The 16,339-nt window shown below is 48.8% G+C and carries 19 protein-coding genes; 1 reads left to right on the plus strand and 18 read right to left on the minus strand.

What is annotated here, in order from left to right:
- Positions 1-96: 96 nt before the first annotated feature.
- From KI379_RS26300 to KI379_RS26340, 9 genes are all read right to left on the minus strand, one after another.
- The gene (locus tag KI379_RS26300) at positions 97-711 is read right to left on the minus strand and encodes a YdcF family protein (protein ID WP_212985448.1); all 615 of its coding nucleotides are present in this window, start codon (positions 709-711) and stop codon (positions 97-99) included.
- Between the two features lie 47 nt (positions 712-758).
- Positions 759-1,274, minus strand: coding sequence for a GNAT family N-acetyltransferase (locus tag KI379_RS26305; protein ID WP_212985449.1), 516 nt, complete (start codon positions 1,272-1,274; stop codon positions 759-761).
- 48 nt (positions 1,275-1,322) lie between these two features.
- Positions 1,323-2,315 (minus strand): hypothetical protein, encoded by a 993-nt coding sequence (locus KI379_RS26310; RefSeq protein WP_212985450.1) that lies wholly within the window; start codon positions 2,313-2,315, stop codon positions 1,323-1,325.
- Positions 2,316-2,334: 19 nt separating this feature from the next.
- Complete coding sequence (locus KI379_RS26315) at positions 2,335-3,036, minus strand: RNA polymerase sigma factor (protein ID WP_212985451.1); 702 nt, start codon at positions 3,034-3,036, stop codon at positions 2,335-2,337.
- A 249-nt stretch (positions 3,037-3,285) separates the two neighbouring features.
- Positions 3,286-3,741: a ParB N-terminal domain-containing protein gene (locus KI379_RS26320; RefSeq protein ID WP_212985452.1), complete on the minus strand. Its 456-nt coding sequence runs from the start codon at positions 3,739-3,741 to the stop codon at positions 3,286-3,288.
- Between the two features lie 106 nt (positions 3,742-3,847).
- The gene (locus KI379_RS26325) at positions 3,848-4,351 is read right to left on the minus strand and encodes an AAA family ATPase (protein ID WP_212985453.1); all 504 of its coding nucleotides are present in this window, start codon (positions 4,349-4,351) and stop codon (positions 3,848-3,850) included.
- A 345-nt stretch (positions 4,352-4,696) separates the two neighbouring features.
- The gene (locus KI379_RS26330) at positions 4,697-5,689 is read right to left on the minus strand and encodes an NADP-dependent oxidoreductase (protein WP_244879443.1); all 993 of its coding nucleotides are present in this window, start codon (positions 5,687-5,689) and stop codon (positions 4,697-4,699) included.
- Positions 5,690-5,728: 39 nt separating this feature from the next.
- Complete coding sequence (locus tag KI379_RS26335; protein ID WP_212985454.1) at positions 5,729-6,628, minus strand: oxidoreductase; 900 nt, start codon at positions 6,626-6,628, stop codon at positions 5,729-5,731.
- Positions 6,629-6,720: 92 nt separating this feature from the next.
- Positions 6,721-7,479, minus strand: coding sequence for a glucose 1-dehydrogenase (locus tag KI379_RS26340; protein ID WP_212985455.1), 759 nt, complete (start codon positions 7,477-7,479; stop codon positions 6,721-6,723).
- A gap of 259 nt (positions 7,480-7,738) precedes the next feature.
- Between KI379_RS26340 and KI379_RS26345 the strand changes: the two genes are divergently transcribed.
- On the plus strand, positions 7,739-8,323 hold the full coding sequence (locus KI379_RS26345) for a TetR/AcrR family transcriptional regulator (RefSeq protein ID WP_076176557.1): 585 nt from the start codon (positions 7,739-7,741) through the stop codon (positions 8,321-8,323).
- 188 nt (positions 8,324-8,511) lie between these two features.
- On the opposite strand, the gene KI379_RS26350 is transcribed toward KI379_RS26345, so the two are convergent.
- The 9 genes from KI379_RS26350 to KI379_RS26390 form a co-directional block, all read right to left on the minus strand.
- The gene (locus tag KI379_RS26350; protein ID WP_212985456.1) at positions 8,512-9,312 is read right to left on the minus strand and encodes an SDR family NAD(P)-dependent oxidoreductase; all 801 of its coding nucleotides are present in this window, start codon (positions 9,310-9,312) and stop codon (positions 8,512-8,514) included.
- 94 nt (positions 9,313-9,406) lie between these two features.
- A complete protein-coding gene (gene csaA, locus KI379_RS26355) occupies positions 9,407-9,739 on the minus strand; it encodes a chaperone CsaA (RefSeq protein WP_212985457.1) in 333 nt (110 codons plus the stop codon).
- A 45-nt stretch (positions 9,740-9,784) separates the two neighbouring features.
- The gene (locus KI379_RS26360; protein ID WP_212985458.1) at positions 9,785-10,108 is read right to left on the minus strand and encodes a putative quinol monooxygenase; all 324 of its coding nucleotides are present in this window, start codon (positions 10,106-10,108) and stop codon (positions 9,785-9,787) included.
- Positions 10,109-10,224: 116 nt separating this feature from the next.
- Positions 10,225-11,313 (minus strand): FAD-dependent monooxygenase, encoded by a 1,089-nt coding sequence (locus KI379_RS26365; RefSeq protein WP_212985459.1) that lies wholly within the window; start codon positions 11,311-11,313, stop codon positions 10,225-10,227.
- Positions 11,314-11,327: 14 nt separating this feature from the next.
- The gene (locus tag KI379_RS26370; protein WP_116233630.1) at positions 11,328-12,179 is read right to left on the minus strand and encodes an SDR family NAD(P)-dependent oxidoreductase; all 852 of its coding nucleotides are present in this window, start codon (positions 12,177-12,179) and stop codon (positions 11,328-11,330) included.
- Positions 12,180-12,452: 273 nt separating this feature from the next.
- A complete protein-coding gene (locus KI379_RS26375; RefSeq protein WP_089548919.1) occupies positions 12,453-13,028 on the minus strand; it encodes a TetR/AcrR family transcriptional regulator in 576 nt (191 codons plus the stop codon).
- 247 nt (positions 13,029-13,275) lie between these two features.
- Complete coding sequence (locus KI379_RS26380) at positions 13,276-13,638, minus strand: Rieske (2Fe-2S) protein (RefSeq protein ID WP_105444790.1); 363 nt, start codon at positions 13,636-13,638, stop codon at positions 13,276-13,278.
- Positions 13,635-14,729 carry an amidohydrolase family protein gene (locus KI379_RS26385; RefSeq protein WP_212985460.1) on the minus strand — a complete coding sequence of 365 codons (1,095 nt, stop codon included), beginning with the start codon at positions 14,727-14,729 and terminating at the stop codon, positions 13,635-13,637. The genes KI379_RS26380 and KI379_RS26385 overlap by 4 nt, the downstream gene beginning before the upstream one ends.
- A 32-nt stretch (positions 14,730-14,761) precedes the next feature.
- Entirely contained in the window at positions 14,762-16,324 is a 1,563-nt protein-coding gene (locus KI379_RS26390) for an extracellular solute-binding protein (protein ID WP_244879444.1), read from the minus strand.
- Positions 16,325-16,339: the final 15 nt, after the last annotated feature.

A 16,339-nucleotide genomic window follows, 5' to 3' on the forward strand; every position in this document is an offset into this window, starting at 1 on the left:
GAAGCAGCTGCCGCCGGCAAACTGCTTCTTCATTTAGTTATTACATTAACGTTTACGTTAGTGAAATTCTCGCTCGTTTAGGTGACTTCAAAATAATCAACGATCTAACTCCACTTCGTCGTCTACGAAATATTTCCCTTTCACACCGTTGATGACTTTATGCAGTTCAGCTCTGACCCTGATAACTTCCTGCTCATCCTGCCACCAGTTGTTAGCCTGCCCTATAACTCGATCATCAGGGCACCACACATATTGATACCATGGTGGCATAAATGTTTTTAACATCAGTAGGCATCTGCGCATGTGCCCAGGCGAACTAACTAACAACAACCGATTGATGTTTTCTAAGCCGATTGCTCGATCAAGAACGGTGAGTGAACACAGTATATTTTCTTTCGTATGATTAGACTGTGTCTCTATTAAAATTGATTCATTAGGGACGCCCAGTCTTCTTGCCTCGTTCTGCAGGACAATTGCCTCTGGCGGATGTATTTGTCCAAATTTATCCCCACCAGTAAACAAAATATAAGGGGCTCGACCATTCTTAAACAATTCAACCGCCTTTACCGCTCTTGATAAATACGACCCACCAAAAACAAATATGCAATCTCCATTCGCAGCTCCGTCATCGGTGTACTTACCATCACCAAACACCACTTTGGTAATTTGATCTATAGTTAATTCTGCTGGGTTCATCTTGGAAATAAGCATAGAACTAACCCCCAATCACTTTGAGTGGTACTAATGTCTGTATGGTTTTATAACTCTTTTACTAAATATATTAGCAACTCATCATCAACCATCACTGATTTTCCAGGTTGCACTTGAACATTATTATAAGTCACACCATTTCCATCCATTATATACCCACGCTTGCCATACATTCGTTGGGCGTTTCCGTAATCTTTATACAGTCCAACACCCAACCCAATATACTTAGACGTTTTCGAGGCTCTGCTTTCAAGCTCATCTAGTATTTTGCTTGCTATCCTCTTCCTTCGAAATTCTTGAAATACATTCAAATCGTTTACTTCAGGTATATTATTTCTGATGAAATAGGGATAATGTGAGTTGTAGATCAGGTGACAACAACCAGCTAATGAGTTTCCGTAAAAAGCCATCACAGTTATGCGTTTACCTTCACGATTCTCCTCTAGGCATCTGATGAAATACTCACCTTGTTTATACCATGGAAATTGAGTGGAAAATTCATGATCTAATAAAAGGGCTTCATCTATATCAGAAAGTTGTTTTAAAGTAATAATATCCTCCACTCTCTTTTCCTCCTTGTCTCACTGCCTTAACCGTGCGCTTACCAATAATTAACCCATTAGTTTCGCCGAAAGCAGTTCACGCATAGCCTCAAGCTCCAACAAGCCCTTCTCTTCGGCTGCTTTTGCCGCATTCAGTTGAGTAATGGCTCGTTCGGCATGAACGGGATCGTTGGGAGTTCCTCCGTCCGGGAAAGGAAACATTTCATTTAATGCCGCTAGCGATTGTTCAACTTTCGCGTAATGTTCAGCCGCACATTCCGCGCGTTTCCGCACTTCTTTTTCTAAAGTGGATACTCCGTTCCAATCTATGGCTAGACCGCGCAAGAAGCGGTAAGCATGCTTACGAGCATCATAGACAACCGACGTGTTGTAAGAGTTACCAAAGGCATCTACAGTCCGGTTTGTAAAAGCTTGAATCCATGCATCATAAGCTTTTAGACCGTTTTCATATTTCGGCAATTCGTATTTGTGCTGACGCCTACGGGCATGGTCAATGATCATATCGAGCGCTCCGGAAAGCATCAATTCTTTGCTAATATCAAACGAATCTGTGAGGGTGAGCACAAAAGTCTCGGTAGCCTGCCCTCGACCAAGCTTTTCATAGGGTAGCTTTCCATCCCCCCGTGGATCCTTCACATGAAGTACACTCTCGCCGTCATCATATCCATATATGATCCCGAACTCCGGTATAAGCAAATCCCATCCGACAGCGGGTATTCCCCGATCAATGCTGTCTTGGATCATTTCAAGTGCTTCGGTAAGCATCTCTGGTGTTGGCGGTGTAAAATTTGGTGTACGCAACCATTTACAACGGAATCCTAGATTCAACAATCCCTTCGGCAAAATGTCTTCCCATTCATAACCGGTTGGACCGGCGACATCGACATTGTCTCCATTGATGTTAATGCGGAACGCATGACTCGAGTATCCCATAAATTCGGTGAGGCTTATCTCCCTTTTCTTTACTATTGCCCAATGCGCCGCCCGCCCCGCAGATGTCCACGTCCCTTGCAGTTCTGTCTTCCAATCCTCTTTGGCCATGACACAAAACTCCTTTTCGTTAAAATCGCTTTCCGAATTCGTCCAGTATCCGTTTGTTGGGCTTTCCAAGAGCTTGACGGAACTGCACGTATCCGGCAATATGGACTCGGATGCGCTCACGTTGAAGCTTGGTACGAGAACGGAAGAGATGATTGTTTACGTTCGTGACGGTCATTCCAAACAATTCGGCGATTTCTTTCGGTTTCAGCTGCCGGTAAAAATGCGCCTCGAACACACCCCGCTCTCGTGGGCTGAGACAGTGTAACATATCCCGTAGACCGCGAAGCATTTCCTCACGAACAAGACGCTCCTCTGGGCTTAGATCCCGTCTTACCGAGACCGACCGAGTCAGGTGAAGCAACACGGCTTCTGCGTCTCCCCAGTTGCTTTCACTGGTAGATGGTTTATAACTAGAAAGAGGCTGTTCTTTGCCGTAAGGACCACCACGGCGCAGGCGCATGTATGTCTGGTTCCGAACAATACGTCGCAGCCACGGCCCGAAACTTGAGGGCTCGACTAAACTGCTGAGATGTATAAATGCACCGACCAAAGCTTCCTGGACTATATCATCGGCTAAATAAGTGTCCTGCGACATCGAATATGCAAAGCCGTAGGCTTTGGCTCGGTGACGGCGTACCAGTTCACCAAAAGCTGCTTGATCGCCTTCCCTAGCGCGACAGACAAGCATATCGTCCGCTTCATTGCTTTGGCCGGCTCTCATCTTTTCATGTACATCTCCTACGCTCTCCCGCACGTTATCCCTCCATTTCCCGCACCTCTTATGCGTTCCTCACCGATGTATGTATTAATGATGCCAACCCTAACCAAAACATATCTGTCTTGTAGAAAAAAATATTCAGCTTCGTGTTCCAACTCGATTCCGTTATCCTGCCCGTTTGTTAGAAGACGGCAGTCATTTCACGGCTGCCGTCTCTTCTTTCTTATAGAGCTATCGATCTCCGTTAGCGAGTCATCCAAGATTCATTCCCATAGATGAGGTATGCTCGATCATATAACGAAAATCTTCCTCAGTATCGGTCCAAAAAATAACCGGTACTTGTTTTATGTTCATTTGTCGAAACGCTTCATTGCGGTGACGCCCATCAGCGATTTCATATTTGCCGGCGGAATAAAAGACGATTAGCGGCGGAAAGTCCCAATCACCATAGGCGATTTTCATTTTATCCACGACATGGAAAAACCATGCTATATCATTCTCCTTAGTCAGATACGATGGAGCTCCCTCTTCAATTCCAAACTCCGATATATCCATTACGACAGGACCGATATAGTATCTCTTCTTCTCCAATAACCCGTCTGCCAATGCAACATTGTCTCCGTCATTTCTAAGAAATAACTGAATCCACTCATCAATGGCACTACGTTGGGAGTATTCAATTGCACATTTTGTACTGCCGTATAGCATTAGGTTCACACTCTCCTCGATTGGGCTAGTACAACCTATTGTATACCACTTCTAAATGGGACAAAATGGTACTTAACAGATATAACTAAACTGTCCGTTACTTACTTCAAGCATATTGGAGAACCCACTCTTTTATCCGAGAAGCAACTTCGGCTACATCAGTATCCGTTGTATCAATAGTAGGCATAGGCGGGTCATAGACATCATCAGCGATTTCAAGCAATCGTTTAGCAAAGTTTTTGTGGTTTTGGATCTCTTCCTCTGACCAATTCCTTTCACGCAGACGTTTCTCGCGAGTTTCTTCATCACAATGTAGGTTCAGGTAATACACATGCTTAAAAAAAGGATAGTCCGCACATTTTTCAATATCCCAAGGCATCATGGTTCCGCATATGATAGTCATGCGTCCACTTTGAGCGATATTTCGTGCAACCCGAAGCCGAAGCCAAATATTTCGAATTCCCCCCCAATCATGCCCAAGAAATTCAACAAGATCATCAGGGTCAAAAATATCAACGTCAGGCATCATTCTCCGTAGCTCCTTAATGACATATGTTTTCCCTGACCCACTTGCACCTGTTACGATAAACAAAGGAATTTTATGATCCATTAGTTGTACCCCACCCATGCTTATTTTCTCAATTATAGCAACAATCCTGAATAAGGCTGTGGTACTTCCCGCATGCTAAACTTTGCCGCAAAAAAACCGGAAAGCCCCAATAGGGCCTTCCGGTTCATTATTCACCATATCATTCGCCTAATCCTCGGCGCCATTAAGCTTCCCGCCCCTCTACCACACGCCCGGCCAAATCCTACACATAGACTAGGTCCTTGCAGATATCAGGTTACAAACGAGACCAACTCGTACATCTTCAGCACATTTGCGCACCGACTATATCCATCAATCATGAATTCGATAAACCGAACCAGAGGTGTGGTCCCGATCTTCTCTACATCAGTTGCCGGCAGGCAGGAGGATCAGTTTGCCACGGGCATGTCCGCTCTGGCTGATGTCGAGTGCTCTACGCCAGTCCTCAAGGGCGAAAGTCTGGGCGACCGGAACGGTGAACTTGCCGTCTGCAGCATACTGGGCGAACTCGCCGAGAACATCATAGCGTAAGGTCTGGTCTTCTCCGCTGCTGGCGCGGACGCCGAGTTTGGCAGCTGCGCCGAAGTCGCTGATGGTTAGAACACGGCGGGGATCACCACCGGCGATCCGGATAAGGTCGGGCAATATGCCGCTGACCGGAGCAGTGTCCAGAACCAGGTCCACCGGATGTCCGGCCAGCTCGGTTACCCGCTCGACCATTCCGTCACCGTACGAGGTCACCGCCGCTCCCATCGAACGGAGCCGGTCGGCGTAAGTGTCACCGGCGGTAGCGATCACGTTAGCGCCGTCCATGAGGGCGATCTGGACCGCAGCGAAGCCCATCATTGTGCCTGCTCCGTGCACCAACAGAGTGTGGCCCGACTTAACACCAAGTGCTTTAAGGTGGTTGTATGCAATGGTGACCGCCATTGGAAGCGCCGCTGCTTGCACGAACTCGAGTCCTGCAGGGATGCGGATCCAATAGTCCATGATCGCCCGATCCGCAGCGCCGGCACTCGGGGCGCCGACAAAGTCGGCGGAGCCCAGGACGGCGTCACCGATAACGACATCGGTGACCCCCTCACCGACCGCTTCCACAATCCCGGACACTTCCAGCCCGATACCGCGGGGCAGCTTACCAGGATATAACCCTTTGCACAAGACCCAGTCAACCGGATTCAGTCCGCAAGCTCGCACCGTTACACGAATGCGTCCCGGGCCTGGGGAAGGGATCTCGACCTGTTCCATGCGCAGGACATCAGCCGGTTCGCCGTAGTCGTGGAGGCGGATCGCCCGCATAGTAGCAGGGCTGGACGTCTGATTGTTCCCATCTTTGCTTGACGTATCTAAATTCTCCAATTGGATATCCCCTCCCGTTTGTTATAGCAAATCGTGTTTTTACATAAGTGTATACTTCACTTGTGTCAACTCCTCGGAAACCGTCCACAACCGCCGCGCAACGGCTTCGTCATGCGAGCTCGCACTCGAAACGACCTTCTTGGGGTAGCCGCGCAATTCGAGACTCGTTGGCCCGTAGTAATCTCCACCTCGGACGCCTGGCGCAGTGGCTGCATACAGGGTCGGCAAAACACCCATTTTCGGGGACTGCGCGAAAAACGGATTCAGGCTCCGCATCATGCTGGAATGCCGCAGCGCATTGGTCGCGGACCAGCCCGGATGCGAAGCTACTGCCAGCGTTGAGTGGCCTGCTGCAACAAGCCGGCGCTGCAACTCATAGGTGAACAGCAGATTCGCCAGCTTGCTCTGAGCGTAGGCGCGCGCTGGATGGTAATTCCGCTCCCAGTTCAGATCATCAAAGCGAATCACTCCCGACCGATGCGACAAACTGCTTACGGTCACAATGCGTGCGCCCGGCGTCGCGTCGAGCATATCCAGCATCAAACCGGTCAGCGCAAAATGCCCAAGGTGATTGATCCCAAACTGCTGCTCGAAGCCCTGCGCTGTCTTCCCGAAAGGCGGCTTCGCCACGCCGGCGTTGTTGATCAGGAGATCCAGCCGATCGTAGTGCTGGCGAAAGGCCGCCGCAAAAGCGTGGACGGACTCCAGATCACCCAAATCGAGCTTCATGACTACGACCTTGCCCGACGGCTTAAGTGCTTTAATGTGGTCAGCGGCTGTGTTGGCGTTAGCGAGACTGCGGCAGGCCATAATGACCGTCGCCCCTTTGATGGCTAGCACCCGTGCTGCTTCCCAACCAATCCCGCTGTTTGATCCGGTTACAATGGCCACTCGACCGGTCTGATCTGGCATGTGGTCTTCTGTCCATGGTGTTGTCATGTGGTTTCGTCCTTCCTCTGTTCAATCCAAAAACTAGTGGCATGCTCTGATCAGGAACAACATGTTATCCAGCTGCGAGCTTGGACACGAACTTAGATCTGAGAGCCGCCTCCGTCCACGGGAATTTCGGCTCCGGTTGTGTAAGTCGCGTCGAACGCAAGGAATGCGGCTGCTTTGGCAACCTCGATGGGGTCACCGAAACGCAGCATGGGGATCTGCTGACTCATCTGTGCCTTGGTCTGTTCTGCAGCTTCCTTCGGCATCGACTTCTCCATGATGCCGGTGTCGATAGGACCTGGGCTGACCGCGTTGACGCGAATCTGCTTCGGCAACAGCTCACGGGCCAGACTGCGCGTCATGGAGCGAAGCGCTGCTTTACTGGCCCCATAAGCATTAAGCATCGGGATACCCACTGCGTTCGCGATCGAGGTGGTGAACACCACGCTGCTTCCTGCGTTTAGCAACGGGGTCAGTCTCTGCACGGTGAAGTACGGGCCTTTGGTGTTGATTGTAAATAACTCGTCGTACACTTCCTCGGTCACCGACTCGAAGGGGATAAAATGCGTGATGCCGGCGTTTATGAACAAGGCATCGATCGTTCCAAACTCAGCCTTTACCCGTTCAGCCAATTTATCGATATCCGTTAAAGACGCGGCGTCGCTCAGCACTGCGACCGCGTTGCTGCCAATTTTTTCACGAGCTGTGTCAAGCTTATCCTGGTTACGACCAGTGATCAGAACACGCGCTCCTTCATCCGCCAGCAGCTGTGCTGTTACGAGGCCGATCCCGCTGCTGCCTCCTGTGATCACTACATTTTTGCCTGCGTATTTACTTCCAGTATTGTTTGCCATCTCCCTCGTCCTCCCTTGGTTTATGTGCTAAACTAACGTCAAATGTTGGATAAGAAGCCTTTACTTTGAACCAACGATTGACCCAACAGTGTAGTAAAAGCAACACTGTCTGTGCTAATCTTATCTAAGCGGTTTGGGTTATACAACCAGTAAAATACCGTTTTTGTGGGTTATCCAACACACGTACTTATTTGTCGGCCTTTAGTTTTCCTAAACGCATGATAACCGATATATCCTGAGAGAAAGGGTGGAGCATAACATGCTGACTAACACAAACGATCCCCGTGTGAAACGGACGCGTCAACTATTGATGCAAGCTTTTATGGAATTGCTTGAGCAGAAGAGGAATGTCACTTCTATTACCGTACAAGATATTACATCTTACGCGACCGTAAATCGCTCTACGTTCTATGCGCATTTTGAAGACAAATTCGCATTTCTTGAGAGCTGGATGCGGGAAAAATTTTTAGAGAAGCTGAAGGATGAGTTGCCTAATGCTGCTTTATCCGATATAGGGAGCCTGCGAACACTTATTTTAATCGTTTTTGATTTTCTTTTCTGTACTCGTCCGTATATGACTTTAGCTGATCGTCAGTATGAACCGTTATTTGAGGTCGCGATGCAAAAGGAACTATATGACCTATTATTCACCTGGTTAAGTGAACAATCGGAACCATCCGTTTCACGAGAGACAGTGGAGACTGCCGCCCGGATTGCTAGCTGGGGCATATTTGGATCAGCTCTTGAGTGGAGCAGACATCCGGAATATCGATCGGCGGAAGACATGGCGCGAGAAGTTTTAGTGGTCGTTGCTGCAGGTATAGCACCCGTAATAGGGGAATAATTGGTGCCGCGTACAGGCGGTGCGGTCAAATAAATCGTAGATTTATCACGCGTTTATCCTTATATCAATTAAAAAAAGGACAGGCGGGCCTGTCCTTTTTGTGTTGATCCACAAAGGGTAAATTTTGTTCGTTCCTAATTGTCTATATTGACTTGAATGCACAGTACCTGTTTTTCGTCAATTTTGGTTTAAATCGTTTTAATCATATTTCCATCAATAACATAATCCGCTCCGGTAATCATTGAAGCTCGCTTCGAAGCAAGGAAAACTGCAAGGTTCGCAATATCTTCGGCTTCTGCAAATTTCCCCAATGTTATACCAGCCATTTTAGGCAGCTCTTCAAAAACTTTTTCGGAATCCATCGCTGCAACCGAACCGATTGTTTTGGCCATTCCGTTTTCAGGGTCTTGCCACAAAGGGGTTACGACCGGTCCAGGTGAGATCGAGTTAACTCTAATATGACGAGGTCCAAACTCACCAGCCAGCATTTTTGTCAAATTATTCAGTGCCGCTTTGGTGGTGCCATAAATAGGCAATAACAATTCGGGCATCCGTGCATTTACTGAAGAGATATTTACAATGGCACCCTCATTGTTCTCTAGGATATGTGGTAATGCTGCTTGAGTAAAACGAACAACGCTAAACAGGTTTAAATCATAAAGTTGTTCCCATTCCTCATTTGGCGTAGCCAAAAAACCTTCTCCTCTTCTCTTGTCAACCGCCCCGATACTATTGATTAAAATGTCGACTCTGCCGAACACTCCACCGAGTTTTTTAGAAAGTTCAGCTGTATTGCGTTCCATATTGACATCAATAGGTAGATGTTTGACTGAATTTTTTTCAACAAGATCAGCCAATTCCTCCGTTAAAGTCCGACTTACCGCGACGACACTTGCCCCTTCCTCGACAAATTTCCGAACGATTGCAAGTCCAATTCCTTTACTTGCTCCGGTAACGACAGCTACTTTGTTGTCTAATCTAAGATCCATGTATACCTCCTAAAGCTAACGCTTTTAAAATTTAAACTCCTTTATTTCCAAGCATTATTCCTTTGTTAAAAACAATTTAGGTAGATCCTTATTTTTACGCAATAGGCGTACCATTAGGCATTTCAGTATCCGGCTTTAAAAGAATAACATCTCCTTTTTCCGGGACTCCTCCCAACACTAATACCTCCGATTTGAATCCCGCAATGCGCCGAGAAGGAAAATTGACGATCCCTATAATTTGCTTCCCTACAATTTCCTCAACCTTGTATCGCTTAGTGATTTGTGCACTTGAGGATTTCATCCCCATCTCCGGTCCAAAATCAATCTTAAGCTTTATCGCAGGGACCCTTGCTTCTTCAAAAAACTCCGCTTCCTTAATCGTTCCGACACGAATATCTAGTGCTGTAAAATCATCGATCGTTGCCAAAGTTTTTCCTCCTCCACTAAAGTCTTTAACCCCTCGGTGTTGCTCTTACTGCGCTGGGCGGAACGGCTGCAGGAGTCGAATCCCTTCCTCAATGGATCCCTCCATCAACTCTAAGAGCTGGGGTACCAGTTCCTTCATTCGGGGGGCGTTCAGGTGCCGATCAAGGGCATCCCGGTTTTCCCAGCGCTCGTAGATGATGAATGTGCCAGGCTGGCCTTCTACTTCGTGAGCCTCGTAGTCAATGTTGCCCAGGTCGTTGCGCGATGGGGTGACGGCAGCAGTCATGAATGCCTTCATCTCAGCTTCTCTCCCTGCTTTAGCTTTCGCCTCCCAGAGTACAGTAACGTAACGGTTCATTGTATCGTTCATGCTAATTCCTCCTAATTTATAAATACTCGCAGTTTCTGCATTACCGTTTTCTCAAATGGGCAAATTCCCCGTTTATGCTTAAAATTCCAGTGTATCAATGGCCCAGCTTAATGCTGTTATAAGCGTCCAAAAGTACGATTAAAGCCTTGGCCCGCAAGAACATCTTGACGAACCACAACTAAACGGCGTGTTTGGTATTCACTCAAAGCTTTTGTTATCGAATTCGGATACTGTTTAATTGAGTCTATAATGGCAACCGTATCATCAAGTGAGTCATTAAAGCCTGCGCCCGTCATTGGTGACATGGTATGAGCTGCGTCGCCGATCATGGCTATTCTTCCTTTTGACAATATATTAGGGATGTATTCATTAACAGGTGCCCCGATTAAACTGCGGTCCTTAATCGCGATTTGCAAAATGGCATCATCTTCTTTGCTCCAGTGGGCTTGGCTGGTTTGTGATAGTTCTTCCAGCAGCGAATCCGGAATAGCTTCACCGTATAAGGAATGCTGGGCAACCCCGTCCTTTAACACCCCTAATTCAGACAGCAATGGATTATGCGAATGATCAAACCAGCAGAAACCTATCCATCGCTGGCCAGGATGGGTCCCCCCCTCTTTCCCTGGCATCACCGCAGTTGTCAATTTACCGGCAGCACTATCGTTGAAATAAGCGCTCGAAAGCTGCCGTTTTTTCCAGTCTTTCTTGGGCAGCAAATGTTCATCCACTTTCCCTACCCAAGCCAGATAGCCAGCATAATCTGCAAATGGTTTGTCAGGGCTTAAATAACGGCGGACAATACTGCGATATCCATCTGCGCCAATTAATAAGTCTCCTTTAAACGTCTCCTCTTCACTGGTAGCCCAAGCAGATGATTCATTTTGCCCAACACTAACAATTCGTGTTTGGTGCTGAAGGGTAATGCCAGGTTCTTTAGCGACCGCATTGCGCAAACGTTCTTGAATGGCTGACCAAGCTTCAACATGGTTGCTACCATTGGATGCCAAGTGTCTTAATTCACGTTCAATTTCACTGTTACGATAAGGCTTTGTGTGTAAACGAATAAAAGCGCCATTTCTTAATGATGAATCTGCACGTTCAAGAATGGTCACGGTATAACCAGAACGAGATAACGCAAGCCCCATCATTAGACCACCTAAAGATCCACCTACAATAATGGCATGTTCAAACTGTTTTTGTGACATTATTCATTCTCCCGTTACTGCAATTTCATCTGGCTGCGGAGCATCCGATCGAGGAGTTTGTCTGGGAGAATTCGGACCAGTCGGGTCAGCAGCGCGGAATCGCGACCGACCGTATAGCGGGTGCGCGGCTTACTTACGTGGATGGCTCGTGAAACCACTGCTGCCACTTTCTCGGGGCGGATACCGTCCGTTGCCCATGTTTCAGCCTGAGCCTTCACGGCATCAAAAAGACGATCATGGCGCCTGTGCTGATCCGGCGTCATCAATTTCGCCAGCCGCTCTGCAGTCGTAATCCCTTGCTCCGACAGGCCTGTGCTGACGCCACCCGGAGTGATCATGATGACCTTGAGGCCAAACGAGGACATCTCCCTGCGGAGACTGTCATTGATCGCTTCCATAGCATACTTTGCAGCCGAATAAATTCCGAACCCAGGCATGGAAACCTTGCCCCCAAGCGAACCGATATTGACCACGCGTCCGCCGCTGTTCAGCAAGGCCGGGGTAAGTGCCTGAATAACCGCGACCTGTCCGATCACGCTGACTTCGATCTGGCGGCGAAATTCATCCAGCGGAACCATCTCGAGAGGGGCATTAACGGCGATGCCGGCATTGTTGACCACGGCCCGCAAAGGGCGACCCAGCGGATCTTGCTCCACCCGTTCGGCCAGCGCCTTTAGTGTGTTGATATTGGTAACATCGACGATCACCGGTTCGATATTTTTGCGTTTGATTTTGTCGGCGTCTTCCTGACGACGAACCCCTGCCAAAACATGAAATCCTTCAGCGGCGAGCTGCTCCGCAGTAGCCCTGCCGATGCCGCTGGACGTACCTGTGACGACGACCAGCTCTTGAGTTTTAGATGGCATAGTAACCCTCCTAGGTTTGATAAAATGTGGATCACTGTCACGTTATAGCACTGCTATACGGGTATTATAGCACCGCTATACAGAACTGTCTATAGCGGTGCTATATATTTTCTCGAAGTGTTGTCCTGCGGTTCGAACATCGTTTGACTCGCATCCTCCAAACATAAAAAAGATCGCCATCCTCCTGGAGGTCCAGGTTGGATAGGCGATCTTTCTTATGCGTCTCTAAATTAGGGCTTTGCCTGGACTCGCCAGGCTCTGTCACCGAATTCCTCATTTTGAATCGTCTTCCGGCCTTTGGATCAAAATGATCTGCATTACGCTTTCCCGAATGAGATCAACGACGTCGGGCTGGGGTGGGGGTGTCTTACGAACCTGGGCCGTCACATACAGCCAAGAGGCCGTATTCGCAGAAGCCCAGACCAGATCTGCCGCAGCCTGGACTGACACGGCCAGTTTGCCTTCGTCGGCGACTCTCTGAATATTTTGCACCAATGCTTGGTACGACTGATCTGCCGCCGCGATATGGGCTCCCTCGAGCAACCGCCCCATCATTGCTGCATAAATCCGAGGACGGGCTGCCGCGAAGCGGACATAGTCATCCCATCCTTGACGAAGAGCCATCTCTGGAATGGCGGACTCCACAGCGGCAATCTTGCTTTCAAATAACTGTTTGAACGCTTCCACTATAGCTGCACTCAGGAGTCCATCGGCACTGCCGAAATGATGGTAGAGCGTAGGAGCCGTAACCTGTGCGATCGCCGTTACGGCTCGCGTCGAAAATTGGGCTCCGCCCTCCTCTTCGAGTACCTTAAGAGCAGCTGCCAATATTTTGTCATATGTGTTCATACGCCCATTATAGCAGTGCTATACACGAATGTCCATAAGGAAGGTTGTACGCTTAGGGCTTTTATTGTTCTAAAGATACGTCCTGCCCGTTAACTTAATGAAAAAAAGCAGCCGGCTTTTGTCGGCTGCCTTCAAATGTTTTTCTTGTTTGTTCTGCTTGTTTTTATGTCTTCTAGTTCTGACAAGTACTTATATTGTTAAAAGAAAAAACGGCTAAGGAATCATATCCCTAGCCGCAAACCAAGCTTCAATTTCTCTTACGTAACACAACATATACCCCGGTATCGTCGGTTTCCACCGGATAACCACGCAGCTTCGCGTCGCTGCCTGGAGCCAGGTGATGACCGCTCTTCAGGTCAAATTCCCATCCGTGCCATGGGCATCGCAACACCCGATCTTCCAATCCGTAACAATAATCGTAAACATCGGAAGGAAGCCGGGTCCCTCGAATCGCCCCCGCGCATACCGGCGCAGCCGCATGCGGGCAAACGTTACGCCACGCATAGTATTTACCTTCGATCCGAAACAGGCCGATTTCCATCTCTTTCACTTTTACGATAAGTTTGCCGCCGTCGCTGATCGCATCTGGCTCCGCCACTTTCACTCTCATGCGGGACCCGCCTCCTTAGGCCCCTCCGGGATCGGGAAGCCATACAGCTCTGCCGCGTTATCCCCTAGAATACGCTCTTTCAACTTCTGAGGGAGGTTTCTCAGCACGACTTTCGGATTGTCGAAGTCCCAATGCGGGTAGTCGGATGAGAACATGGCGATCTGTTCAGCATGCATCATCTGAAAGATTTGCAGCAGATGTTCCGGCTGCTTCGGTTCTTCGATCGGTTGCGTAGTTACCCGCACATGCTCCACAATATACTCCGATGGTAGACGCTTGAGCCATGGCGTGGTATCGCGCAGCGCTTTATAGTTTTTGTCCATGCGCCACATCAGATGGGGCAGCCAGGCTATACCGCCCTCGATCGCTACAAATTTAAGCTTCGGATATTTTTCGAACACCCCTTCGCATACCAGGCTATTGATATGAGTCATAAAATTCGCAGGTAGAATATTGTGCCATTCCATATACCGGGTCGGGTACCCGGCCGGTGTCGGGGCGCCGGATATCCCCTTCCCTTCCGTGCCCGGATGAATGGCGACCGGCAGTCCATTCCGTTCAGCTGCTTCGTAGATCGGATGGTAAAAGCGGTTGCCGTACGGCATACGCGCTCCGCTTCCCATAACGACCTGCACCATGCCCGGATGCGGCCCCATCCTGTCGATCTCTTTGACGGCTTCGGCCGGATCGGAATGGTTAATCTGAATGGAGCCTTTGAATTTCGGGCTGACGCTGAGCCAATGATCCGCCAGCCAATCATTGAAGGCAGCAGCTACGGCATTCGCATAGTCCGGATCGGCGTGAAGAGACAGGCCCTGTTCCCCCCCACCCGTTAGTATGCCGTAATCGATTCCGTACGGTTCCATATAATGCTGCAGGACAAACTGCGGATCGCTTCCGGGCGTGGCGCCATTGTCGGGCTTTGCATCCTGACGCAATACACCTACGGGCGAATAATACTGCCCGTGCACACCGATACCACTTTCGAGCCATTGTTGGTGCCATACTTTCGGTAAATAAGGCAGCAAGTCCTGCAGTTTGTCGATCGCATTGTGGATGTCAGCATCAACGATAAACGATGCGGATCGCATTTCACGCCCTCCTTTGATTTGAATCTTACCGCTTACTTGGAACCATACGTGCGCTTATATGCCGTATTGTACATCTCCAGCAGTTCATCAGAGCCGAGCTTCTTCAATTGATCCAAGAACTGCTGGTAGTTTGCGTCGGTAATCGGTGTCTTGCCTGTGACGAATTCGGTAATTTTCTGCTCCAGAAACTTGGTGAGCGGGGTCAGCTTTGATTTTTCGAGATCGAGCTCTTCCGTAGTCTTCACGAGTGCCTTAGGGGCGGGAATGATGAACTTTTCATAGCTGCTGTTGATCGCTTTGCTTTTGTCGTCAAGACCTCTCTCCCACGTTTGACGTGCCAATGCGTTGTTCAGCGAAATGTTGTCGTACCATACGCCGAAATCGCGGCGCAGCGGCACATAGGGGCTAGCTCCGAACTCTTTCATGTAGACCGGCTTCCCGTCCTCAAGGGTATACGATTTGCCTTCAATACCGAGCGATAAATAATTGGTGCCCTCTTCACTCACTAGATAATCAAGAAATTTGACGGCTCTTTCCTTATCTTTGACTTTCGCCGAAATGGCCCGCCCCACCGATCCTACGACCGGACGGGAAAACTGGTAAGTCTTTACGCCGTCTGCGGCAAACTCGGGAAGCGCGTCCAGATCGTAATCCGGTGTGCCAGCTTGCTTCGCTTTGTCGATCGTCGGGTTCACTTCCGCCTTCCAGTAGTAGGTTACGGACGACTTCCCTTTTAAGAACCGTTCTTCCCACTGATCCGGAGTCAACAAATAAAATTCGGGGTCGAGCAGCTGTTCTGTATACAGCTTATTCATAAATACAAGTGCATCTTTATATCCGCTATTGTACGGCGCGAACTCATACTTATCTTCCGTCGGACTTTGATTGAAAAAGCCTGTAATACCTGTGAAAATCTTTCCGAATACGGTATACATTCCGGTATCCGCCGTGACCGGAGTATTGAAGCTGAGCGGGTAACTGTCCGGCTCTTTAGCCTTCAAGTCTTTCAGGAATTGATAAAATTCATTAATATTTGTCGGGGCTTTCAAGTTATATTTATCCATCAAATCTTTGCGCGCCATCCAAATATAATTGAAGCCTTTCCCAGCAGGGTCACCTTCGAGTACAGGAACGTCGTAGATACCGCCATCCGCTCCAGTTGCCACAGCTTTCGCTTCGGGATAAGTTTCATAAAACTTTTTGAGATTGGGCGCGATATCCAAATAATCGTTCAAATTCAGAAACACGTTCTCCGGCCCGTTCTCCCTAGCCTCTTGATTTGTCGGCTGACTAAAATCCGTGACCGTGTTGGTAGCGATCATAATCTGCCGCTTCTCTGTCAGGCCTTCTTGGCTGACGACCTGCCAATCCACTTTGACGCCCGTTTTCGCTTCGATTTCCTTGAAAATCTCCCAATCATTCTTTACCTTTCCTTCCGGGCGATCGTAAACTAGCCAGGAGAACGAAATTGGCTTTTGCGAGTCTGTCCCTCCTCCATTTGCCCCTTCTTGCTTCCCGCCCTTTCCACTGCAGCCTGCGGTCAGAACGCTCAGCATAACGGCAGAAAGGATGATGGCCATCATTCTTTTACTCACTTGTTTATACCCTCC

Origin of the sequence: Paenibacillus cineris (genome assembly GCF_018333335.1) — a bacterium.
Classification (GTDB): Bacteria; Bacillota; Bacilli; order Paenibacillales; family Paenibacillaceae; genus Paenibacillus_AQ; species Paenibacillus_AQ favisporus.